This window comes from Streptomyces minutiscleroticus (assembly GCF_014650875.1).
Classification (GTDB): domain Bacteria; phylum Actinomycetota; class Actinomycetes; order Streptomycetales; family Streptomycetaceae; genus Streptomyces; species Streptomyces minutiscleroticus.
Window position 1 is genome coordinate 43,449 of sequence record NZ_BMVU01000010.1, and the last position, 22,375, is coordinate 65,823.

General features: G+C 73.4%; 17 protein-coding genes. 2 read left to right on the forward strand and 15 right to left on the reverse strand.

The features are described 5' to 3' along the window. The first annotated feature begins 33 nt into the window (after positions 1–33). Positions 34–1,098 (forward strand): MFS transporter, encoded by a 1,065-nt coding sequence (locus IE271_RS13430; RefSeq protein WP_190190495.1) that lies wholly within the window; start codon positions 34–36, stop codon positions 1,096–1,098. A 1-nt stretch (position 1,099) separates the two neighbouring features. Further along, entirely contained in the window at positions 1,100–2,494 is a 1,395-nt protein-coding gene (locus IE271_RS13435; protein ID WP_190190496.1) for an OFA family MFS transporter, read from the forward strand. Between the two features lie 79 nt (positions 2,495–2,573). On the opposite strand, the gene IE271_RS13440 is transcribed toward IE271_RS13435, so the two are convergent. From IE271_RS13440 to IE271_RS13510, 15 genes are all read right to left on the reverse strand, one after another. Further along, complete coding sequence (locus IE271_RS13440) at positions 2,574–3,749, reverse strand: sugar phosphate isomerase/epimerase family protein (protein WP_190190497.1); 1,176 nt, start codon at positions 3,747–3,749, stop codon at positions 2,574–2,576. A 124-nt stretch (positions 3,750–3,873) separates the two neighbouring features. Further along, the gene (locus IE271_RS13445) at positions 3,874–5,301 is read right to left on the reverse strand and encodes an alkaline phosphatase family protein (protein WP_190190498.1); all 1,428 of its coding nucleotides are present in this window, start codon (positions 5,299–5,301) and stop codon (positions 3,874–3,876) included. Continuing rightward, on the reverse strand, positions 5,298–6,467 hold the full coding sequence (eboE, locus tag IE271_RS13450; RefSeq protein ID WP_190190499.1) for a metabolite traffic protein EboE: 1,170 nt from the start codon (positions 6,465–6,467) through the stop codon (positions 5,298–5,300). Before eboE ends, IE271_RS13445 begins: the two co-directional genes overlap by 4 nt. A gap of 3 nt (positions 6,468–6,470) precedes the next feature. Beyond that, on the reverse strand, positions 6,471–7,388 hold the full coding sequence (locus IE271_RS13455; RefSeq protein WP_190190500.1) for a TatD family hydrolase: 918 nt from the start codon (positions 7,386–7,388) through the stop codon (positions 6,471–6,473). Continuing rightward, complete coding sequence (locus IE271_RS13460) at positions 7,388–7,996, reverse strand: EboA domain-containing protein (RefSeq protein ID WP_190190596.1); 609 nt, start codon at positions 7,994–7,996, stop codon at positions 7,388–7,390. Before IE271_RS13460 ends, IE271_RS13455 begins: the two co-directional genes overlap by 1 nt. Positions 7,997–8,124: 128 nt before the next feature. Further along, on the reverse strand, positions 8,125–8,991 hold the full coding sequence (locus IE271_RS13465) for a sugar phosphate isomerase/epimerase family protein (RefSeq protein ID WP_190190501.1): 867 nt from the start codon (positions 8,989–8,991) through the stop codon (positions 8,125–8,127). After that, on the reverse strand, positions 8,988–9,986 hold the full coding sequence (locus IE271_RS13470; protein ID WP_190190597.1) for an SCO3242 family prenyltransferase: 999 nt from the start codon (positions 9,984–9,986) through the stop codon (positions 8,988–8,990). Before IE271_RS13470 ends, IE271_RS13465 begins: the two co-directional genes overlap by 4 nt. A gap of 380 nt (positions 9,987–10,366) precedes the next feature. Further along, positions 10,367–11,590, reverse strand: coding sequence for an inositol-3-phosphate synthase (locus tag IE271_RS13475; RefSeq protein ID WP_190190502.1), 1,224 nt, complete (start codon positions 11,588–11,590; stop codon positions 10,367–10,369). A gap of 421 nt (positions 11,591–12,011) precedes the next feature. Next, positions 12,012–13,415: a ThuA domain-containing protein gene (locus tag IE271_RS13480; RefSeq protein ID WP_190190503.1), complete on the reverse strand. Its 1,404-nt coding sequence runs from the start codon at positions 13,413–13,415 to the stop codon at positions 12,012–12,014. 18 nt (positions 13,416–13,433) lie between these two features. Then, entirely contained in the window at positions 13,434–15,959 is a 2,526-nt protein-coding gene (locus IE271_RS13485; RefSeq protein WP_190190504.1) for a PQQ-dependent sugar dehydrogenase, read from the reverse strand. Positions 15,960–16,198: 239 nt separating this feature from the next. Beyond that, entirely contained in the window at positions 16,199–17,203 is a 1,005-nt protein-coding gene (locus tag IE271_RS13490) for a sugar phosphate isomerase/epimerase family protein (RefSeq protein WP_190190505.1), read from the reverse strand. Positions 17,204–17,218: 15 nt separating this feature from the next. Then, complete coding sequence (locus IE271_RS13495) at positions 17,219–18,427, reverse strand: Gfo/Idh/MocA family protein (RefSeq protein WP_190190506.1); 1,209 nt, start codon at positions 18,425–18,427, stop codon at positions 17,219–17,221. Positions 18,428–18,482: 55 nt separating this feature from the next. After that, the gene (locus tag IE271_RS13500) at positions 18,483–19,538 is read right to left on the reverse strand and encodes a substrate-binding domain-containing protein (RefSeq protein ID WP_190190507.1); all 1,056 of its coding nucleotides are present in this window, start codon (positions 19,536–19,538) and stop codon (positions 18,483–18,485) included. A 65-nt stretch (positions 19,539–19,603) separates the two neighbouring features. Then, on the reverse strand, positions 19,604–20,620 hold the full coding sequence (locus IE271_RS13505; protein ID WP_190190508.1) for an ABC transporter permease: 1,017 nt from the start codon (positions 20,618–20,620) through the stop codon (positions 19,604–19,606). Beyond that, on the reverse strand, positions 20,617–22,134 hold the full coding sequence (locus tag IE271_RS13510) for a sugar ABC transporter ATP-binding protein (RefSeq protein WP_190190509.1): 1,518 nt from the start codon (positions 22,132–22,134) through the stop codon (positions 20,617–20,619). Before IE271_RS13510 ends, IE271_RS13505 begins: the two co-directional genes overlap by 4 nt. Positions 22,135–22,375: the final 241 nt, after the last annotated feature.

Sequence of the window (22,375 nt, forward strand, 5' to 3'; positions counted from 1 at the left end):
GGCCAGATCCTTCGACGCAAGGGGCTGTCCGACATGACCACCACCGACCTCACCACGTCCGTCCCCTACGGGGAGGTGACGGACCGCAACGGCCGCCTGTACCGGACCGGCGAGACCGACCGGGACATCAGGGGACGGCCGCGCTGGACCATGGCGCTCTTCCCCTGGACGGGGATGCCGGGCATCAGCTCCTCGGAGTACGCCTTCACGTCCGCCGGGGACACCCTGCACGAGGCCCACCTGTGGAGCAGTGGGCACATCTTCCGGCTGATGGGCGTCTGGGTGTTCTTCCAGGCGGCCGTGGCCTTCCCCGCCGGGCGGCTGCGGGAGTCGGGCAGGCTGCCCGCCCGCTACGCCATGTTCCTGGGCGCGCTCGGCACCGTCATCGGCTGTCTGTCGCTCACCTACGCGCCGCACGTGGCCGTCGCCTACTTCGGCTTCGGCATGTTCAGCGGCATCGGCGCCGGCCTGGTCCACGCGACCTGCGTCAACATGGTCGGCAAGTGGTACCCGGAGCGCAAGGGCGGCAAGACCGGCCTGGTCAACGGCGGTTTCGCCTACGGCTCGGTGCCCTTCGGCAAGGACATGGGCTTCGCCGGCGGCATCGTGGCGACCGCGATGTCCCTGAAGGCCATCGTCAACGGCACCGGGCGCGGAGTCATCCGCTGGGTCTCCGACCGCTTCGGCCGCCGCGACACCCTGATCGTCGTGTGTCTGGTCCTCGGCACCGCGCAGTTCGGCGTGCTGGTCTCCGGCCAGACGGGCAGCATGCCGTTCTTCCTGTTCTGCTCCATGGTCTCCGGCTTCGGCGGCGGCGCTGTCCTCCCGCTGTTCGCGGCCATGACGGCGGACTGCTTCGGCGAGAACAACAACGCGTCCGACTACGGCATGGTCTACAGCCCGAAGCTGGTCTCCGGGCTCGTCGGCTCCGGCATGGGCGCGGTCGTCGTGGGCGCCCGGGACTACGGCGGGGCGTTCCTGGCCGGCTCCATCGGCATCGCCTCCGCCTTCCTGGCGCTGTTCCTGAAGGCCCCGGGCCGGCCCAAGGCCCGTGGCATCGCCCCCAACCCGCAACCCCTCGGTGAGGAGATGGCGTGATATGACGGCGGACCCCATCGCCGCGAAGAACGCGCCGGCGCAGGCCGGCGGAACCGACCGCCCGTACCGGGAGGTCGTCGACTCCCGGGGCCGGGTCTACCGGGTCGGCGAGACCGACCGGGACATCCTCGGCCACTCCCGCAGACTCATGGTGTACCTCCCCTGGATCGCCATGATGGCGATCAGCGTCTTCGAGTACGCGTACGGCTCGGCGGAGGACACCCTGTCCCACGCACACGGCTGGACGCAGACCGACACCTTCTGGATCCTCAGCGTCTGGGTCTTCTTCCAGGCCGGCATCGCCTTCCCCGCGGGCTGGCTGCGCGAGAGAGGCCTGCTGACGGCCCGGAAGGCCATGTACCTCGGCGCGGGCCTGTGCCTCCTCGGTTTCCTGGCCCTGTCGCACCTGAGTGACGTCCTTCTGGCGATCCTGGGGTTCGGCGTGGTCGGCGGCATCGGCTCCGGCCTGGTGTACGCCACCTGCATCAACATGGTCGGCAAGTGGTTCCCCGAGCGGCGGGGGGCCAGGACGGGATTCGTCAACGGCGGATTCGCCTACGGCTCCCTGCCGTTCATCTTCATCTTCAACTACGCCTTCGACACCGGCAACTACCACCGGGTCCTGGACCTCATCGGCTGTTACGTGATGATCGTGGTCCTGTCGACCGCGTTCTTCTTCAAGGACCCGCCCAGGAACTGGTGGCCGGCGGACATCGACCCGCTCACCCACGGGGGCCAGGGACGCGGCGCCCGCAGCCTCGCCAAGAACCCTCCCGCGGTGAAGCAGTACACCCCCAAGGAGGCCATCAGGACCGGCATGCTCCCCCTGATGTGGGTCACCGTGGTGATGACCGCCGGAGTGTCGATCTTCGGCATCTCCTTCCAGGTCGACTTCGCCAAGGAGGTCGGCTTCGGCCCCCTGGTGGCGGCCTCCTCCATGGGCATCATGGCCGTCATCAACGGCATCGGGCGCGCCGTGGTGGGCTGGCTGTCGGACCTGTGGGGCCGCAAGCTCACCCTGGTCTTCGTCATCGTGGTCCTGGGGCTCGCCCAGTTCGGCGTCATCTGGGCCGGCGATGTGAAGAACGAGTGGCTGTTCCTGTTCTTCGCCTTCCTGTCGGGCTTCGGCGGCGGCGCGTTCTACCCGATGTTCGCCGCGCTCACCCCGGACTACTTCGGCGAGAACTACAACGCCACCAACTACGGCCTGGTCTACAGCGGCAAGCTGATCAGCGGCCTGTTCGGCGGCGGCCTCGGCTCGATGGTGGTGGCCGCCTGGGGCTACAACGGCGCCTACGCGCTCGCCGGCGGCGTCTCCATGGCCGCCGCGGCGATCGCGCTGCTGCTGCGGCAGCCGGGACGCGGCGGTGAACCGGCGCCGCACCCCGCGGCCTGACGGGAGCCGGACGGCACCCGCCACAGGCGGAAAGGCCCTTCCCGCGCGCGCGGGAAGGGCCTTTCCGTGCGCCCGACGGTCAGCGGCGCTTCTTGCGGAGGGCCGCGAGGTTGTCGTAACCGGTCTTGGCGTACTTCAGGGACTGGCCGGGGTCGGTGGTGCTGGGGGCGTTGTCCTGCTCGACCATGGGGTTGTGGTAGTTCCTCTCGCCGACGCGCGAGAAGAACGTCCGGTAGTCGATGACGCCGGTACCGAACGGCACCATGTCGTAGCCCTGGCCGCTGGTGGTGTTGACGACGCCGTCCTTGGCGTGGAACAGCGGGTAGCGCTTGTTGTTGCGGGCCACCAGCGCCGCCGGGTCGAAGACCTTCTCCCGGGTGGAGCCGTCGTGGGCGGTGTAGGTGTGGAACTTGTACTGGGCCACGTGCGCCCAGAAGATGTCCATCTCCAGCCAGACGGACTTCGGGTCGGTGACCTTCAGGAAGTACTCCAGCTTGCGGATGCCGGAGCTGCGGGTGGGCCGCCCCTGGTCGTCCAGCGGGCCGCCGTCGAGCAGGAAGCCGTACGCCGCGTCGTGGTTGTGGGTGTAGAGCTTGACGCCCTCGCGGCGGGCGATCGCGCCCAGCGCGTTCCACTTGTCGGCGGCCACGTCCCAGTCGGCCTTGTAGGAGCTGGAGGTGGGGTCGCCGCCGGTGCCCATGTGGTCCATGCCCAGGATGTTGGCGATCTCCAGGTGCTTCTTGAAGGTGTCCAGGTCGGCCGCTGTCAGCGGCCAGGAGGACGGGATGAAGCCGTGGTTGCCCTGCGCCCGCAGCCCGTAGTCGTCGAGCCAGGAGCGCAGCAGCCGCGCGCCCTTGACGGACTCCAGGTCCGCGCCGCCCGGTGCGTTGGCGTGCTGGCCGTAGCCGGCGAACTCCACCTGCCGGTAGCCGAAGCGCGAGAGCTGCTTGAAGACCTCGCGGAAGCCGGAGGGCAGGTCCGAGGCGAGCGGGTCGCGGCCCGTGGCGTCACGGACGGTGTAGAGGATGATGCCGCGCTTGTCCGCGGGGACGAGGGCGTCGCCGCGGCCGTGGTCGTGGTCCTGGCCGTGGTCTCTGCCCCGGTCCCCGGCCAGGGCGGGCGAGGCGCCGAGGACGGGGGCGGCGATCGCCGCGCCCGCGACGGCGGTGCAGGTGCTGAGGAAGCGGCGGCGGTCGACGCCGAGGGCACGACGCAGGGCGTCGCCGGATCCGGATTCGTCGTTGAACGCGGTCACGGTCTCTCTCTTTCGGGTCGGTGTGCAGCGGTGGCGGGTGCCGGGAACGTGCTGGTCGGACGTGTGCCGGACGCGTTGTCAGTGGCGCGTGCTTCACTGTCCGTAGTCGATCCGGCCGTCTCGTTCACGCGAGGCCGGCCAGGTCGAGCAGGAGGGATTTCACATCGGTGGCCGCGACGCGGCCGGTGACTGCGTGGGGGGTGGAGCACAGGATGAGCGGACCGTCGTCGTCGCTCGCGGGAAGGCGGCCGTGGCTGCCGCGAATGGGTGAGGCGTCCAGGGGCACGACCGCCATGCGGTACCGCATACCGAGCTTCTTGCGGGCCAGCGCCCCCGCCGCCTTGACCTTCACATAGGGGTCCTGGGGGTCCATGAAGAGCTCGACCGGGTCGTAACCGGGTTTGCGATGGATCTCGACGAGCTGCGCGAAGTCGGGCGCGCGGGCGTCGTCGAGCCAGTAGTAGTACGTGAACCAGGCGTCCGGCTCGGCGACGGCGACCAGTTCGCCGGAGCGCGGGTGGTCCAGGTGGTGGGCCTTCTTGCCCTCGTCGTCGAGGAGCTGCTCGATGCCGGGGAGCCCGTCGAGCGCGGCGCGGACGGCGTCCAGGTCCTCGGGCCGGCGCACGTAGACGTGGGCGATCTGGTGGTCGGCCACGGCGAAGGCGCGGGAGGCCATCGGGTCCAGGTACTCCATGCCGTCCTGCGTGTGCACCTCCAGGAGTCCGGCACGGCGCAGGGCACGGTTGATGTCGACGGGGCGGCTCACCTCGGTGATGCCGTACTCGGACAGCGCGACGACCGTGCGGCCCTCCGCCCTCGCGTCGTCGAGGAGGGGGGCGAGGGCGGCGTCCAGGTCGGCGGCCGCCTTGAGGGAGCGCGGGTCGTCGGGGCCGAAGCGCTGCAGGTCGTAGTCGAGGTGAGGGAGGTAGCACAGGGTGAGGTCCGGGCGCCGGGTGCGCTGGACGTGGCGGGTGGCGTCGATGATCCACCGGCTGGAGACGAGGTCGGCGCCGGGACCCCAGAAGTGGAACAGCGGGAACGTGCCGAGCTTGTCGGTGAGTTCGTCGTGCAGGGCCGGGGGCCGGGTGTAGCAGTCGGGTTCCTTGCGGCCGTCGGCGTAGTAGACGGGACGGGGGGTGACGGTGATGTCGGTGTCGGCGCCCATGGCGTACCACCAGCAGATGTTGGCGACCGTGTAGCCGGGGTGCGCGCGCCGGGCCGCGTCCCAGACCTTGTCGCCGGAGACCAGGCCGTTGTGCTGGCGCCACAGCAGGACGTCGCCCAGTTCGCGGAAGTACCAGCCGTTGCCGACGATGCCGTGCTCGGCGGGCATGGTGCCGGTGAGGAAGGTGGACTGGGCGGCGCAGGTGACGGCGGGCAGGACGGTGCCGAGGGCGGCGCGGGAGCCGGACTGTCCCAGGGCCTTCAGGTGCGGCATGTGGTCGAGGAGACGGGGGGTGAGGCCGACGACGTCCAGGACGAGCAGCGGTACGGGGTCCGTGGTCGCGGGGGCGCCGGCGGCCGCCGGGTCACCGTGCGGAGCCGGGGTCATGGGAGCTCCTTCAGGCCGAGGTCGGTCAGCAGGTCACGGGCGAGGGTGAGTTCGGCGGCGATGCCGTCGGCGAGCTGGGCGCGGCCGCGGGGGCGCAGCTCGGGCGGCAGGGCCTGCCAGGTGTAGGTCTCGACCTCCAGGTGGCGGGTGAGCGGCCGGGGACCGCCGACGAGCCGGGTGAGGGTGTCGGAGAGGACGGACAGGGTGGAGGTGAGGGGCGCGGCGGGGGCCGCGTGCAGTGGGACGTGGAAGTGGGCGCGCCACGGGGAGGCGTCGGGCAGCACGTCGCCGGCCAGGGCCTCGCCGAGGTCGTCGGTGGCGCGCAGCCCGGAGGAGGTGAGGGTGCGGGTCTGGTGCAGGAAGCGGGGCTCGTCGAAGGCGGCGAGGGCCTCGCGGACGTCGGGGAGGTGGGGCTCTTCGGCGTGCAGGGCGGCCGAGAGCTGCGCCTTGACGACGGGGACGCCCGCGGCGGCCAGCCCGTCCAGGGCGGTGTGCGGGTCTTCGAAGGAGGTGGCGAGGTGGCAGGTGTCCAGGCACAGGCCGACGCGGGCGTGGCCGACGTCGGTGAGCGGGACGACGGCGTCGGCGGTGGTCTCCACGACGCAGCCCGGTTCGGGCTCCAGGCCGATGCGGATCGAGCGGCCGGTCAGCTCCTCCAGCGCGTCCAGACGCCCGCCGAGGGCGCGCAGGGCCGAGCGGGACCGTTCGGCGCGGGCGTCGTCGTAGGCCGTGCGCCAGGCCAGCGGCAGGGTGGAGACGGTGCCCTCGGTGACGTCGTCGGGCAGCAGCCCGGCGAGGACGCGGGCGAGGGCGGTGGTGTGCTCCAGGCGCTCGGGGTCGGCCCAGTCCGGCTTGTAGACGCGGTACTTGACCTCCCTGGCGCCGAAGCCCTCGTACGGGAAGCCGTTGAGGGTGACGACCTCAAGGCCCCGGGTGTCGAGTTCGGTGCGCAGGCGGCGCAGCGCGGAGGGGTCGGTGACGAGGGCGCGCGCGGCGTCCCTGGCCAGCCACAGGCCGATGCCGAGCCGGTCGCGGCCGAGGCGGCGGCGTACGGGTTCGCAGTGGTCGCGCAGCTGGGCGAGCACGCCCTCGAGGGTCTCGGCGGGATGGACGTTGGTGCAGTAGGCGAGGTGGACGGTCGAGCCGTCGGGGTGGCGGAAGCGCACGGGTCACGCCCCCGCGGCCGGGGCGACCTCGCTGCCGCGGGCGCCGGACCCCGGTTCCGCGGGCGTCGCCGGAGCGCCCCGGAGGATGGAGTTGCCCTCGTGGGTGGCTCCCGCGCCGGTGTCCTCCACGTCCAGGACGAGGCGGCCGCTGAGGCCGTAGAAGGCGACGGGGTTGCGCCACAGCACCTGGTCGACGTCGTCCTCGGTGAAGCCCGCGGCCAGCATCGCGTCGCCGACCCTGCGGGTCTTCAGCGGATCGCTCCTCCCCCAGTCGGCGGCCGAGTTGACCAGTACCTTCTCCATTCCGTAGGACTTCAGGACCGCGACCATGCGCTCCTCGTCCATCTTGGTGTCGGGATAGACGGAGAAGCCGAGCCAGCAGCCGCCGTCCTTGGCCTCCTTGACGGTGGTCTCGTTGAGGTGGTCGACCAGGACCCGGTCCATGGGCAGGGCGGACTCGCGCACGACGTCGAGGGTGCGGCGCAGCCCCGCGAGCTTGTCGCGGTGCGGGGTGTGCACCAGGGCGGGCAGCTCGTGGGCGGCGGCGAGCTGGAGCTGCGCGGCGAGCGCGGTGTCCTCGGCGGGCGTCATGGAGTCGTAGCCGATCTCGCCGACGGCGACCACGCGGTCCTTCACGAGATACCGGGGCAGCTCGTCCAGGACCGGCAGGCAGCGCGGGTCGTTCGCCTCCTTGGGGTTGAGGGCGAGCGTGCAGTGGTGGGCGATGCCGTACTGGGCGGCGCGGAAGGGCTCCCAGCCGAGCAGCGCGTCGAAGTAGTCCAGGAAGGAGGCCGGGGAGGTGCGGGGCTGGCCGAGCCAGAAGGACGGTTCGACCACGGCGCGCACGCCGACGGCGCGCATGGCCTCGTAGTCGTCGGTGGTCCGTGACGTCATGTGGATGTGGGGGTCGAAGATGCGCATCAGGACTCCTTGCCGTGGGGGGTTGCCGTGGGCTCGGTCAGGGCCAGGACGCGGTGCAGGTCGCCGGGGACGGGACGGCCCGCGGCGGTGCGTTCGGCGGCGTAGTCGGCGAGCATGCGGGCGAGTTCGGCGTCGGCGCGGGCGCGGCGGGCGAGGTCCGCCACCGCGTCGACGCCGACGCCGGTGAACAGGCACTTGAGGACGGCGTGCCGCCAGTTGTGGGCGTCCAGGTGGCGGGCGGCGTACGGGCCGACGGCCGCGGCGACGAGGCGGGTGTCGTTGGTGCGCAGGGCGTCCTCGACGAGCGGCAGCGCCTCGGGGCCGGGCACGAGGTGGGGCAGGGCCTTCAGGACGGCGCGGCGTTCGTCGGCGGTGCCCTGGCGGTAGACGCGGGCCAGGGTGCCGGCGTCGGCGCGGGCCGCGTGCAGGAGCAGGACGCGGGCGGCGTCGGCGTGCTCGGGCCCGCAGCGGCGGCCGGCCTCGGCGACGCGCAGCTCCCACGGGGAGACGGGCCCGTGGCCGCCGGGTCGGGCGGCGGCCCCGTCCAGGGCCCGGGCCAGCCAGGCGCGGGCGGCCTCGCCGAGCCGGGCGTCGAGCTCGGCGCGCAGCCCGGCCGGGGCGGGGAGGCCGGTGTCGTCACCCGCCCGGTCGCGGGACGGGCCGCTCGTGCCGCTCGTGCCGCTCGTGCCGCTCGTGCCGCTCGTGCCGCTCGTGCCGCTCGTGCCGCTCGTGCTGCTCACAGGGTGCTCCTTTCGGGGGCCTGCCCGGCCGCGTGCCGGAGGAAGGGCAGGGACCGTGCCGCCTGGTGGGGCCCCGCGTGGGAGTGGCGGGGCAGTTCGACGACGGTCAGGCCCTGGTACGAGGCGGCCGCGAGGGCTCGGAGGACCGGCGGGAAGTCGATCTCGCCGTCGCCGAACGGGAGGTGCTCGTGGACGCCGCGGCGCATGTCCTCGATCTGGACGTGCCGCAGCCAGGGGGCGGCGGCCCGTACGCAGTCCTCGGGGGACAGCGGTTCGAGGCACTGGCAGTGGCCGATGTCCAGGGTCAGGCCGAGGACCTCGGGCCCGCCGAGCAGCTGCCGCAGGTGGTGGAAGTCGTCGAGGGTGGCGAGGAGGTGACCGGGTTCGGGTTCGACCGCGAGCGGGACGCCCGCCGCGGTGGCGGCGTCCAGGACGGGGGCGAGGGCCTCGGCCAGGCGCTTCCACGCGGTGTCCTCGTCCGTGTGCGGCGGGGTGGTGCCGCTGAAGCAGTGCAGGGCGTGGGCGCCGAGGTCGGCGGCGACCCGCACGGCGCGGACGAGCAGGTCGACCCGGCGGGCGCGGTCGTCGGGGTCGGGGTCGAGCAGGGAGGGGCCGTGTTTGCGGCGGGGGTCGAGGACGTAGCGGGCGCCGGTCTCGACGGTGACGCCCAGACCGAGTTCCTCCAGCCGGCGGGCGACCCGGCGGGTCCGGGCGGCCAGGTCCGGGGCCAGCGGGTCCAGGTGCATGTGGTCGAGGGTCAGGCCGACGCCGTCGTAGCCGAGGTCGGCCAGGAGACAGAGGGCGTCGTCGAGGCGGAGGTCGGTGAGGCCGTTGGTGCCGTAACCGAAGCGGAGGGAGGTCATGTCACGCTCACCTTTCGGCCGAAGTGGCGGGCGGCGGGGGCGAGGGCCGCGACCAGCACGGCGGTGGCGGGGGCGCCCGCGCGGGCGGACAGGGCGGCCTGGAGCGGGATCATGGCGCGGATGCCGCCGCCGACGGCGCGCTGGGTGAGCTGGGGCGAGGGGTTGAGGGCGGCGTGGAAGTACGGACGGAGGGCGGTGAGGGCGTAGCCGGCGGACAGCGCGACGCGCAGGGCGTCGGCGGGCGAGGGACGCGCGGTGCGCGGGGTCGGGGCGCCGGCGGCCGCCACCGGGCGGTGCGCCGCGGGACGGCGGGCCGTGTGGCGGGCCAGGGCCGCCGTCGCGAGCAGCGCCGCCAGCGGGAACGCCGAGGAGCCGCCCTGCGTCTCCCGGCGGGAGACCGCGGTGACCGCCAGGGTGTGGGCGCCCAGGGCCGCCGCGGCCGGGAGCGCCGGGCGGGCGCTGCCGCCCGCCGTCGCCGCCGCGCCCAGGAGGAGGTCCAGGGAGCGGGCCGCCGCCATGGCCGCGGGACCCGCTGCGGTGCGCTTCAGACCGAGGTCGTACGCCCAGACCGTGGCCGCGAGCGGTGCGGCGACGGCCAGGGCCGGGCGGCCGGCGGCCGCGGCCAGCGCGAGGCCCGCGCCGGTGAGGCCGACGGCCGCCGCGAGCGCCGCCGCCGGGCGGATGCGGCCCGAGGGCAGCGGGCGGTGCGGGCGGTCCACGGCGTCCTCGGCGCGGTCGGCCCAGTCGTTCAGGGCCATGCCCGCCTCGTACAGGCAGAGGGAGGAGCCGATGGCGAGCAGGGTGCGCGGGTTCGGGCGCGCGCCGGCCGCGGCGGCGCCCGTGAGAGCGTCACCGGGGACGGTGAACAGCGCGGGCAGGCGCAGCAGTTCTGCCCACGGGGCCCACGTACGGGACGCGTCGGCCGGCCCGGCCGACGGCCGCTTCCGGGCGTCCCCGTCCGGCCGCTCCTCGACCGGTCCGTCTCCCGCCGGCAGTTCTTCGGCGGACCGTTCCCCGGACGCCCCGTCTCCGGACGGCCCGTCTCCGGACGGCCGCTCCCTGGCGGACGACTCCCCGGGGCGCTGCCCCTCCGACGACTCGTACCCCTGACCGATCCCGGCCGCAGTGTCGAAGCCGCGCTCGGCGGTCCTCTCCTCGGTACCGGGCCCGTGGTCGGCCCCGGTCCCGTCCACGGCCCCGGTCCCGTCCACGGCGCCGGTCCGGCCTCCGGTCGTCCCCCGGCGCCGGGTCGCTCCCGCTCTTCCGGAGCCGAGGCCGAGGCCGAGCAGCAGTCCGAGTCCGGCGGCCGTCCCGAGGCCGAGCCCGAGTCCCAGGACCGCGCCCGGGCCCGCCTTCGGCCGCAGCGCTCCGTGCCTCACAGGGCCGCCCCTCCCTCGGCCTCCCCCGGTCCTCCGGCCCCGTCCGCCGCCGTACCCCCGTCCCCGCGCAACCGCTCCGCCAGCGCCGTGAGCTGCGCGTACTGCTCGCCGAGCGCCGCCGGTCCGTCGCCGTGCGGGTCCTTGAAGTAGAAGCCGAGGCCGGTCAGGGGGCCCGACAGGCCGGCCTCGTGGGCGCGGGCCAGCAGGCGGGCGAGGTCGAGGACGAGCGGGGCCGCCAGCGCGGAGTCGCAGCCCTGCCAGGTGGTCTGCAGGACCATCCGCGCGCCGAGGAAGCCGTCGAAGGCGATGTGGTCCCAGGCCGTCTTCCAGTCGCCGAGCGCGGGGACGTCGTCGATGTGGACCTCGCCCTCGGGGACGGCGCCGAGGGTGTCGGCGAGGACGCGCTCCTTGCCGGCGTTCTTGGCGGCCGCGGCGGCGGGGTCGGCGAGGGCGGCGCCGTCGCCGCCGCCCAGCAGGTTCGTGCCGGACCAGGCCCGTACCGCCAGGGCGCGCTGGGCGAACATCGGCCCGAGCACCGAGCGCAGCAGGGTCTGCCCGGTCTTGCCGTCGCGGCCCGCGTACGGCAGCCCGGACGCGGCGGCCTCGGCGGCGAGCGCGGGGTGGTGCATCCCGGACGAGGGCGTGAAGTTGACGTACGGGCAGCCGGCGCGCAGGGCGGCCGCCGCGTACAGCGAGCTGGCGGGCAGGTCGGGGCCGGTGGGCACCGGCTCGGTGGAGGCGACGTTGACCACGACGGTGCGGGACAGGCCGTGGCGGCGGGTGAAGTCGCGCAGGTCGGCGGCGAAGGCGTCGACGAGTTCGTCCTGGGTGCGGGTGTCGCCGGGGAGCGGGCCGCCCGGCCGTATCTCCGCGTCGGCGGCGGCCAGGTCGGCGGCGACGGCGTGCGGCAGCCCGTGCGGGAGTACACCGGCGGCGGCCAGCGCCTCGGCGCGTTTGGGCAGCGGGCAGTCGACGGTGTCGTGGCCGCCGAAGACCAGGGAGGACAGCGGCGGCAGGCCGCAGCCGGCGAACGCGGGGGTCTCGGTGACCATGCCGACCGGCGGGTGCAGTCCCGCGGTCAGCGCGGCGCAGCCGGCGACCGCGGTGGTGGCGACGGAACCGCGGGCTCCGATCAGCCACACCCCCACCCGGGGGGCGGAGTCGGCGGCCTCCTGGGAAGCGGGGTCGGCGGGCACCCGTGAAGCGGAGTTGGCGGACATGAGCAGCCTCCTTGTCGTGCCTGTCGTGCCTGTCGTGCCTGTCGTGCCTGTGGTTCCTGTCCTGCTTGTCGTGCTTGTGGTCCCTGTCGTGCCTGTCCTGCTTGTCGTGCCTGTGGTCCCTGTCGTGCGTGTCGTGTGCGCGGTGGTGGGCGTGGACCCGTCCCGGGCCGGGCCGTGCCATGGCGGTCCGGCCCGGGACGGGTGTGGTGTGACGGTGGGCGGGGGTCCGGCGTCCCCCGCCCACCGCCGTCCGGGTGCCGCCGCCCGGTCCGCTCCCCCGCCCGTCGGGCGGAAGGCGGTCGGGCGGCGGGTGCCGGGTCCCGCCGCCGTCCTCCGCCTCCCGTGATCGAGAGGCGGAGGACGGCGATCCGGTGATTCTGCGGGCCGGCAGTTCGGCGGTCCGGCGGTCCGGCGGCGGGGCCTAGTGGCCCCCGTGGTCGCCGCCGTGGTGGCCGCCGTGATGGCCGTGGTGCCCGGTCAGCTCCTTGACGCGGACGTTGCGGAAGGACACCTCGTCCTCGACCCCGTGGTTCTGCAGGCCGATGTGTCCGTCGCGCAGGCTGCGGGCCGGGTCGCGGTTGGTGAAATCGTTGATCTTCACGCCGTTGAGCCAGATCCGCAGGCGCTCGCCCTCCACGCGGATCTCGTACGTGTTCCACTCCCCCGGCGGGTTCAGCGCGCGGTCGCGCTTCTTCACGTCGGCCGACTGGAAGCTGTACACGGACCCGGTGGTGCGGTCCGGCGCGTCGGTCGCGTCGATCTGGATCTCGTAGCCGTTGTCCACGGCCGACCACGGGTCGTCCGAGGGCGGGAAGCCCACGAAGACACCCGAGTTGTCGTCGCCGGAGGCGCTCGCCATCTTCCAGTCGAGCTTCAGGGAGTAGGACTTCAGGGGCGAGGCGTACCAGAGCATGCCCATGCCGCCCGACGACGTGAGCGTGCCGTCGTCGGAGAGGGCGAACGAGCCCGGTCCGGCCTGCTTCCAGCCCTTGAGGGACTCGGCCGTGCCGTCGAAGAGCGGCGTGTAGCCGTTCTCCGGGCGGCAGTCGGCCTGGGCGTCGCCCACGGCCCACCGGATGCCGCCCAGCAGGTGCTGCCGGAAGGCGGGGTCGGCGTAGGACTCCTTGGTGTGGCCGCCCCCGGTGTAGAAGGCGCGGCCCCCCTCGTACTCCTGGCACCAGGCGATCGGGTGGTCGCCGTCCATCGTGCCGCCGCTGTACGACGACTCGTCGAGCGTGGCCAGGACGTGGGCCTGCTCGCGCGGGTTGGAGCGGTAGTTGTACCACTCGTCCGTGCGCTCCCAGGTGGGGCCGAGGTGTGCGGTGGCCGGGTGGCCCCGGTCCTCCACCTGCACCGTCGCCGGCTGGATCGCGGGGTGGGACGCGAAGTAGGCGCCCGCGAGCCCGCCGTAGAAGGCCCAGTCGTACTCGGTGTCGGCGGCCGCGTGGACCCCGACGTAGGAGCCGCCGCGTTCCACGTACCGCTCGAAGGCCTTCTGCTGGGTCCGGTCCAGCACGTCGCCGGTGGTCGACATGAAGACCACGGCGTCGTACCGGGCCAGGTTGCGGGCCGTGAACGCGCCCGCGTCCTCGGTGGCGTCGACGGCGAAGCCGTGCGCCGCCCCCAGGTCCCGGACGGCGGCGACGCCCTCCGGGATGGAGTCGTGGCGGAAGCCGGCGGTCTTGGAGAAGACCAGGACCCGCTTGCCGGCGCTGTCCTCGCCTCCGGCGCCGCCCGCGTTCTGCGAGACCGCGGGCGCCGCGAGGCAGCCGAGGAGCAGGGCGGCCGCGGTGGCCGACGTCAGTGTGCGTACTGATGCGCGCATGACACTCTCACCTCCCGGTCAGCCGGTCGTGAACGTGAAGTCGTCCAGCTCGTACAGCGCTCCGCTGCCCTTGCCCTTGAAGACCAGGTAGAGGGTGGTGGTGCCGCGCGGCGCCTTCGAGATCTTCGCCGTCACGTCCTGGTAGGCGTCCGCGCCGCCGGTCGACGGGACGGTGGCACGGCCGAGCAGCTTGCCCTTGGCCGAGCCCGAGCGGATCTCCAGGCTCCCGCCCTCGCCGGCGGAGGAGACGCGCGCCGTGACCGACTCGGCGTTGCTCAGGACGTAGGGCTCGAAGGAGATCCAGTCGCCGTTGTGGATCTCGCCGACCGTCTTGCCGCCGTGGGCGGAGTCGCGGTTGACGACGCTCACGCCGAAGGCGTCGTCGTGGTGCTCGGCCTGGCGGTGGCGCGGCTGGAGGACGTTCTGGTCGTGCGTGGTGAGGGCCGCCTGGCCGCCGCCCCCGTTGTCGGTGTACTCGGCGTCGAGGACGCCGAAGATGTTGGCGTTCTCGTCGTGGCCGCCGTCGGCGCTGGTCTGGATGGTGCCGGAGCAGCCGTTCGCCGAGGTCAGCGGGTGGCCGTGGCTGTCGTGGCCGAGGATGAAGCTGACCTTGACCTTGGAGCAGTCGATGTTCCTGCGGTCCTCGGGGTCGGTGACCTTCACCTTGAACGGCACGGCGTCACCGAAGCTGAACAGCTGGCCGTCCTGGGGCAGCTGGAGCTCCACCGTGGGCGCGGTGTTGCCGACGACGATCTGCACGCTGGCGCTGCCGGTGCGGCCGTCGGGGTCCTCGGCGGTCAGGGTCGCGGTGTAGGTGCCGTTGGTGCGGTAGCGGTGGGTGGGGTTGGCGGCCGTCGAGGTGGAGCCGTCGCCGAAGTCCCAGCGGTAGGTGAGGGCGTCGCCGTCCGCGTCCGTGGTGCCGGCGGAGGAGAAGGAGACCCGCAGCGGGGCCTGGCCGGAGGTGCGGTCCGCGGCGGCCTGGGCGACCGGGGAGTGCCCGTCGGTGGCGTTCTCGATGCGGTACAGGGCGGAGTTCTCGTCGCCGCCGAACCAGGAGAGGCCGTAGTCCAGGACGTACAGCGCGCCGTCCGGGCCGAAGGCCATGTCCATGATCTGGGTGCCGGACCACGGGACGTCGTTGATCGACTGCACGGTGCCGTCGGCGTCCGAGGTGATGCGCTTGATCCACTGGCGTCCGAACTCACCGGCGAAGAAGTCGCCGTCGTATGCCTCCGGGAACTTCACCGGGGAGTCGAGGTCGGGGTCGTAGTGGTAGACCGGGCCGCCCATCGGGGACTCGGAGCCGTCGCCGAGCTCGGGCACGGACGCGCCGTCGTAGGGGATCCAGGCGGGCTGGGCCGGGGGCAGCTGGGTGAGGCCGGTGTTGTTCGGCGAGTCGTTGACGGGCGCCGAGCAGTCGAAGGGCTCGCCGGACGTCCTGGTGGCGAAGTCGTAGTCGACGTAGGGGTCGTTGTCGCCGGTGCAGTACGGCCAGCCGAAGTTGCCGGGGCCGGTGACGCGGGCGAACTCGACCTGTCCGGCCGGGCCGCGGTCGGGGTTGGCCGCGCCGGCGTCCGGGCCGTAGTCGCCGACGTAGAGGATGCCCGTCTCCTTGTCGACGCTGAAGCGGAACGGGTTGCGGAAGCCCATGGCGTAGATCTCGGGCCGCGTCTTCTCCGTGCCGGGGGCGAAGAGGTTGCCCTCCGGGACGGAGTACGAGCCGTCCTCGTTCACCTTGATGCGCAGGATCTTGCCGCGCAGGTCGTTGGTGTTGCCGGAGGTGCGCTGGGCGTCGAAGACCGGGTTGCGGCCGGCGCGCTCGTCGATGGGCGTGAAGCCGTCCGACTGGAACGGGTTGCTGTCGTCGCCGGTCGACAGGTAGAGGTTGCCCTCGGCGTCGAAGTCGATGTCGCCGCCGACGTGGCAGCAGATGCCCCGGGTCGCCTGGACGTCGAGGATCTTCTTCTCGCTGGCGTTGTCGAGGGTGCCGTCCTCGTTCAGCACGAAGCGGGAGAGGCGGTTGACGCCGTCGAAGGGCGCGAAGTCGGCCGCGGTGCCGTTCTCCGGGGCGTCGCCCTCGGGGGTGTCCAGCGGCGGCGCGTAGTACAGGTAGATGAAGCGGTTCTCGGCGAAGCCGGGGTCGACGCCGACGCCCTGCAGGCCCTCCTCGTCGTGCGAGTACACGTCGAGCTTGCCCGCGATCTCGGTGTCGCCCTCGGCGTCGGTCAGGCGCAGCGTGCCGTCGCGCGAGGTGTGCAGGACCGAGCGGTCCGGCAGCACGGCCAGCGACATCGGCTCGCCGACCTCGGCCGCGCCCTTGGCGAGGGTGACCTGCTGGAAGTCCTCGGCTGCGGCGGCCGCGCCCGAGGAGTCGGAGTCGGCGGCGCCGGCCGGGGGCACGGCGAGGGTGAGGGAGGCGCCCGCCAGGAGCGCTCCGCTGAACAGGGCGACGGCCCTGCGGAGTCCGGGGCGCCGTCTGCGGCCGCCGGTTCCGGGGGTGTTCCCGGTACCGGTGGTACTGGTGGTGCTGTCGTTCCCGTGCACGAATGGCCTCCAGGAAAAGGCTGGTTGTACGGGCGGGTGCGATACGCCGGGGTGCGCCGTCACCCCGGAGAGGGTGTGGGTCGTGCGGCCGGGGCCCGCCGCCGGGCGGCGGGCGGGACCCGGGGTCGTCGCCGTCCGTTCCTCCGTCCCCGCTGGGGCGGGGACGGAGGAGTGCCGGACGACGGAGTGTCGGTCGCCGCGGCCGGAGGGTTCACCGGCCCGCGACGCCCGGCACGGCGCTAGTCGTTGCCGCCGAACGCCGCGTCGAACGAGGCGGACGGCGGCTCGAAGTCGAAGGCCTTCAGGCGGGTCAGCGCCTCGGGGGCGCCCTGGAGCCGGTCCATGCCGGCGTCCTCCCACTCCACGGAGACGGGACCCGCGTACCCGATGGAGCGCAGCATCCGGAAGACGTCCTCCCAGGGGACGTCGCCGTGGCCGGCGGAGACGAAGTCCCAGCCGCGGCGCGGGTCGCCCCAGGGCAGGTGCGAGCCGAGCCGGCCGTTGCGCCCGTCCAGGCGCTTGCGGGCCTCCTTGCAGTCCACGTGGTAGATCCGGTCGCGGAAGTCCCACAGGAAGCCGACCGGGTCGAGGTCCTGCCAGACGAAGTGCGAGGGGTCGAAGTTCAGGCCGAAGGCGGGCCGGTGGCCGACCGCCTCCAGGGCCCGGTGCGTGGTCCAGTAGTCGTACGCGATCTCGCTGGGGTGGACCTCGTGGGCGAAGCGGACGCCCTCGGCGTCGAAGACGTCCAGGATCGGGTTCCAGCGCTCGGCGAAGTCCTCGTAGCCGCGCTCGATCATCGACTCGGGCGCGGGCGGGAACATCGCCACCAGGTGCCAGATGGCGGAGCCGGTGAAGCCGATGACGGTGTCGACGCCGAGGGCGGCCGCGGCGCGCGCGGTGTCGGCGATCTCCGCCGCCGCCCTGCGCCGTACGCCCTCCGCCTCGCCGTCGCCCCAGATGCGGGCCGGCAGGATCGCCCGGTGGCGCTCGTCGATGATGGCGTCGCAGACGGCCTGGCCGACGAGGTGGTTGGAGATCGCCCAGCACTTCAGGCCGTACTTGTCGAGCAGGGCCCGGCGCGATTCGACGTAGGAGGGGTCGGCGAGCGCCTTGTCGACCTCGAAGTGGTCGCCCCAGCAGGCGAGTTCGAGTCCGTCGTACCCGAAGTCGCGGGCGAGCCGGCAGACCTCCTCCAGGGGCAGGTCGGCCCACTGGCCGGTGAAGAGCGTGAAATTGCGCGGCATGGAACGGGCCTCCCTTTAGACCGCTACGGACGTGAAGACGGAGTTCTTCGCGGCGCTCTCCTCCACGGCCGCGAGGACGCGCTGCACCTGGAGCCCGTCGGCGAAGGACGGCAGCGGCTGCGTGCCCTCCGCGACGGCGTGGACCAGGTCGCGGGCCTGGTGGACGAAGGTGTGCTCGTAGCCGAGCCCGTGCCCGGGCGGCCACCAGGCCGCCAGGTAGGGGTGGTCGGGCTCGGTGACGAGGATGCGGCGGAAGCCGGCGTGCGTGTCCGGCTCGGTGCCGTCGTGGTACCAGAGTTCGTTGAGCCGCTCCAGGTCGAAGGAGAGCGAGCCGCGGGCGCCGTTGAGCTCGATGCGCAGCGCGTTCTTGCGCCCGGTCGCGTACCGGGTGGCCTCGAAGGAGGCCAGGGCGCCGGTGGTGAACCGGCCGGTGAACAGGGCCGCGTCGTCGACCGTGACCGCCCCGCGGCCGGCGCCGCCGGCCCCCGACAGGCCGCTGGAGGCGCCCTCGGGCAGCGGCCGCTCGCGCACGAAGGTCTCGGTGAGCGCGGAGACCCCGGCCAGCCGCTCCCCCGCCACGTACTGCGCGAGGTCGACGATGTGCGCGCCCAGGTCGCCGAGCGCCCCGGACCCGGCGGCCTCCTTGCGCAGCCGCCAGGTGAGCGGGAACTCCGGGTCGGTCAGCCAGTCCTGCAGGTAGGCCACCCGCACGTGCCGCAGCTCGCCCAGGCGCCCCTCGGCGACCATCGACCGGGCCAGCGCGGCGGCGGGCACCCGTCGGTAGTTGAAGCCGACCATCGCCACCTGTCCCCGGGCGCGGGCGGCCTCGGCGGCCCCGGCCATCGCCTCCGCCTCCTCGACCGTGTTGGCCAGGGGCTTCTCGCACAGGACGTGCTTGCCCGCGGCCAGCGCGGCGAGCGCGATCTCGGCGTGGCTGTCGCCCGGGGTGCAGATGTCGACGAGGTCGACGTCGTCCCGTTCGATCAGCGCGCGCCAGTCGGTCTCGGCCGCCGCCCAGCCGTGCCGGTCGGCCATCGCGCGCACGGCCGCTCCGTCGCGGCCGCACACGGCGGCCAGCACCGGCCGGCGCGGCAGGTCGAAGACGCGGCCCACGGTGCGCCAGCCCTGTGAGTGGGCGGCGCCCATGAACGCGTAGCCGACCATGCCCACGCCGAGCGGGGGGCTGCCGTCCCCGGCCTCGTCGCGCTGCTCGGGCTGTCCCATGCGGTGGTCCTCCTCGTCGTCGTGCGAAGCGCGGTGGGGGGTGCGACCGGATCGGTCACTTGAAGCCGGTGGGCATGTACTGATCGACGTTGTCCTTGTCGACGACGGCCGAGTAGAGCGTCAGGGACGACGGGATCTCGAACTCGGCCAGGCCGCCGATGCCCTTGCCCTGGCCGAGCGCGCGGGCCAGGTCGATCGCGGAGGCGGCCATGGTCGGCGGGTACAGGACGGTCGCCTTCAGCACGCCGTCGTCGGCCTCGATGGCCTGCATGGCGGAGAGCGCGCCCGCTCCGCCCACCATCAGGAAGTCGTCGCGGCCCGCCTGCTCGATGGCGCGCAGGGCGCCCACGCCCTGGTCGTCGTCGTGGTTCCACAGGGCGTCGAACCCGGACTGCGCCTGGAGCAGCTGCGCCATCTTGGCCTGGCCGGACTCGACGGTGAAGTCGGCGGCCTGCCGGGCGACCTTCTTGATGTTCGGGTAGTTCTTCAGGGCCGCGTCGAAGCCCGCGGTGCGCTGCTTGGTCAGCTCCAGGTTGTCCAACCCTGCCAGCTCGACGACCTTGGCGTTCTCCTTGTCCTTGAGCTTCTCGCCGATGTAGTGGCCGGCGTTGAGGCCCATGCCGTAGTTGTCGCCGCCGATGTAGCAGCGGTACGCCTGCGGGGAGTTGAAGATGCGGTCCAGGTTGACCACGGGGATGCCCGCGCGCATCGCCTTCAGTCCGACCTGGGTGAGGGCCTTGCCGTCGGCCGGCAGGATCACCAGGACGTCGACCTTCTTGTTGATCAGGGTCTCGATCTGGCCGATCTGCGCGGCGGTGTCGTTGGAGCCCTCGGTGACCTCCAGCGTGACGTCCTCGTACTTCTCCGCGCGGCTCTTGGCGTTCTCGTTGACGGCGTTGAGCCAGCCGTGGTCGGCCTGCGGTCCGGCGTAGCCGATGGTGACGGCCTTGCCGGGCTTGTCGTCGGCGGCCGGCCGGGTGTCGGCGCCGGTCTTCTCCCCGCTGTCGGCGGGCTCGTTGCTGGTGCAGGCGGTGAGGAACGCGCCGGCCGAGACGGCGGCGGTGCCGAAGAGCAGTCCTCTGCGGCTCGTGAGGCTCCTGGACTCTGGCATGGCGGTGGACCCTTCCCGTAGGGCGGTGGGCGGTGGGGCTGGGGGTGGCGGTGCGGCCGGTGGGGTCAGTCGCGCGCGGTGCGTCGCTGGACCAGGACGGCGGCGACGATGATCGCCCCCTTGGCGATCTGCTGGACGTCGGTCTGCAGGTTGTTCAGCGCGAAGATGTTGGTGATCGTGGTGAAGATCAGGACGCCGAGGACGGAGCCGACGATCGTGCCGCGGCCGCCGCTGAGCAGCGTGCCGCCGATGATCGCGGCCGCGATGGCGTCCAGCTCGTAGAGGTTGCCGTTGGTGTTCTGGCCCGAGCCGGAGAGCACGATCAGCAGGAAGGCGGCGATGCCGCAGCACAGCCCGGACAGCAGGTAGAGGTAGAGGCGCTGGCGGCGGACGTCGATGCCGGCGAGGCGGGCGGCCTCCGCGTTGCCGCCGACGGCGACCGTGCGGCGGCCGAAGGTGGTGCGGTTCAGGACGAGCCAGCCGGCGACCGTGACCGCCGCGAAGACCAGGACCAGCGGCGGGACGCCGAGGACGTAGGAGTCGCGCTCGCCGAGGTCGAGGATGCCGTCGACGGTGACGACCTGGGTCTTGCCGTCGGTGATCTGCAGCGCCAGGCCCCGGGCCGAGGCGAGCATGGCGAGGGTCGCGATGAAGGGCACCATGGCGCCGTAGGCGATGAGCACGCCGTTGACCAGGCCGCAGCCCACGCCGACGATCACCGCGGTGAACAGGATGCCCAGGAAGCCGTACTCCTGGGTGGCGACCGTGGTGGCCCACACGGAGGCGAGGGCGACGATCGCGCCGACCGAGAGGTCGATGCCTCCGGAGATGATGACGAAGGTCATGCCGACCGTGACGACGCCGATGACCGACGCCTGGGTGAGCACGAGCTGGAGGTTGCGGGTGTCGAGGAACTCGTCGGGCTTGGTGATGCCGCCGATGAGGACCAGGGCGGCGAGCACCCCGAGCAGCGAGAGCGTGCGCACGTCCGCGCGGGCCGTGACGGCCCGCCACGGGGTCGCCGCCGGTGCCGCCATCAGCTTCTCGCCGCCGTCGCGGGGCGGGGACACGGGCTGTGTCATGACGCGGGCGTTCCTTCCATGACCAGGTCGAGTACGCGGTGTTCGTCCAGCTCCGCGGCCGGCGCCGTGTGCACGACGCGGCCCTCGCGGAGCACCAGTACGCGGTCGGCGAGGCCGAGGACCTCCGGCACCTCGCTGGAGACCAGCAGGACGGCGAGGCCCTCGTCGGCCAGGCGGCGGACGACGGCGTACAGCTCGGCGCGGGCGCCGACGTCGACGCCGCGGGTGGGCTCGTCGAGCAGCAGCACCTTGCAGCCGCGCAGCAGCCAGCGGGCCAGGACGGCCTTCTGCTGGTTGCCGCCGGACAGGGTGCGCACGGGCACGGCCGGGTCGTCGGGCCGCAGCGACAGCTCGCGCACGGCCCCGCGCGCGGCCTCGCGCTCGGCGCCGCGGTCGAGCCAGCCGCCGCGCGAGAAGCGGGACATGGAGGAGACCGACACGTTGTTGGTGACGGACTCCAGCATCAGCAGGGCCTGCGCCTTGCGCTCCTCGGGGGCGAGGCCGAGGCCGGCCCGGACCGCCGCGCGCACGCTGCCCGGCCGCAGCGGCCGCCCGTCGACGAGCACGCGCCCCGCGGTGGACTTGCGGGCGCCGTAGATCGTCTCCAGGACCTCGGAGCGCCCGGAACCCACGAGACCCGCGAGACCGACGATCTCGCCGGGGCGCACGGCCAGGTCGAGGGGGGCGAACTCGCCCCTGCGGGTCAGCCCCTCCACGGTCAGCACGGGTTCGGGCAGGTCCCGGTGCCCGGGCCGCGCGGGGAAGACGTACTCGACGTTGCGGCCCGTCATCAGCGCGACGACCTCGCTGGTCGGCGTGGTCTTGGCGGGCAGGTTGCGGGCGACGGCGCGGCCGTCCTTCAGGACGGTCACCCGGTCCCCGATGCGCCGGATCTCCTCCAGGCGGTGCGAGATGTAGACGACGGCGACGCCGTCCGCCGTCAGGCCGTCCACGATGCGGAAGAGGTTGTCGACCTCGTCCGGGTCGAGGGCGGCCGACGGCTCGTCCATCACGATGAGCCGTACGTCGTGGGAGAGCGCCCGCGCCATGGAGACGATCTGCTGCTGGGCGGCGGACAGGTCGCCGACGAGCCGCGCCGGGTCGATCTCGGGGTGCCCGAGGCGGCGCAGCAGCGCGGCGGTCGCCGTCCGCGCCTCCTTGCCCCGCACGACGAACCCGGCGGCGGTCGGCTCGTGCCCGAGGTGCACGTTCTCGGCCACGGACAGGCCCTCCACCAGGTCGAGCTCCTGGTAGATGGTGGCGATGCCGAGGCGCATGGCGGCGATGGGCGAGCGCAGGACGACGGACTCGCCGCGCCAGCCGATCGTGCCGTCGTCCGGCTGGTGGGCGCCGGCGAGCACCTTGATGAGGGTGGACTTGCCGGCGCCGTTCTGGCCGAGCAGGCAGTGCACCTCTCCGGGCAGGACCTCCAGGTCCACGCCGTCGAGGGCGCGGACGCCGGGGAAGGACTTGGTGATGCCGGACATGGTGAGCAGCGGTGGTTCTGGTGCCATGACGGGTCCATTCGGCGAATGGGGCCCCTTGGCCACCGCGCCCGGACGGGGCCGGGCAGGGCGGATCGGGGACCGGATTCGGGGCAGGGCGGTCTTGCGGCAGGGCGGAGCGGTGCGCTGGGCGGGGGCGGGTTACACGTGTAGGGGAACAACGGTGGTGGTGCGACTCGGAGGCGCGCCGCACCGCGGGGTGCGCGGCGGTACGCGGGGTGGTGCGGCTCGGGTACCGGGGTGCGGGTGG

What these genes read in the sequence shown, in the direction of transcription:
- IE271_RS13465 (WP_190190501.1), bottom strand. Translation starts at nt 8,991, where the DNA reads ATGACCTCCCTCCGCTTCGGTTACGGCACCAACGGCCTCACCGACCTC.
- IE271_RS13435 (WP_190190496.1), top strand. Translation starts at nt 1,100, where the DNA reads ATGACGGCGGACCCCATCGCCGCGAAGAACGCGCCGGCGCAGGCCGGC.
- IE271_RS13455 (WP_190190500.1), bottom strand. Translation starts at nt 7,388, where the DNA reads ATGCGCATCTTCGACCCCCACATCCACATGACGTCACGGACCACCGAC.
- IE271_RS13490 (WP_190190505.1), bottom strand. Translation starts at nt 17,203, where the DNA reads ATGCCGCGCAATTTCACGCTCTTCACCGGCCAGTGGGCCGACCTGCCC.
- IE271_RS13480 (WP_190190503.1), bottom strand. Translation starts at nt 13,415, where the DNA reads ATGCGCGCATCAGTACGCACACTGACGTCGGCCACCGCGGCCGCCCTG.
- IE271_RS13445 (WP_190190498.1), bottom strand. Translation starts at nt 5,301, where the DNA reads ATGACCCCGGCTCCGCACGGTGACCCGGCGGCCGCCGGCGCCCCCGCG.
- IE271_RS13430 (WP_190190495.1), top strand. Translation starts at nt 34, where the DNA reads ATGACCACCACCGACCTCACCACGTCCGTCCCCTACGGGGAGGTGACG.
- IE271_RS13475 (WP_190190502.1), bottom strand. Translation starts at nt 11,590, where the DNA reads ATGTCCGCCAACTCCGCTTCACGGGTGCCCGCCGACCCCGCTTCCCAG.
- IE271_RS13500 (WP_190190507.1), bottom strand. Translation starts at nt 19,538, where the DNA reads ATGCCAGAGTCCAGGAGCCTCACGAGCCGCAGAGGACTGCTCTTCGGC.
- IE271_RS13505 (WP_190190508.1), bottom strand. Translation starts at nt 20,620, where the DNA reads ATGACACAGCCCGTGTCCCCGCCCCGCGACGGCGGCGAGAAGCTGATG.
- IE271_RS13510 (WP_190190509.1), bottom strand. Translation starts at nt 22,134, where the DNA reads ATGGCACCAGAACCACCGCTGCTCACCATGTCCGGCATCACCAAGTCC.
- IE271_RS13495 (WP_190190506.1), bottom strand. Translation starts at nt 18,427, where the DNA reads ATGGGACAGCCCGAGCAGCGCGACGAGGCCGGGGACGGCAGCCCCCCG.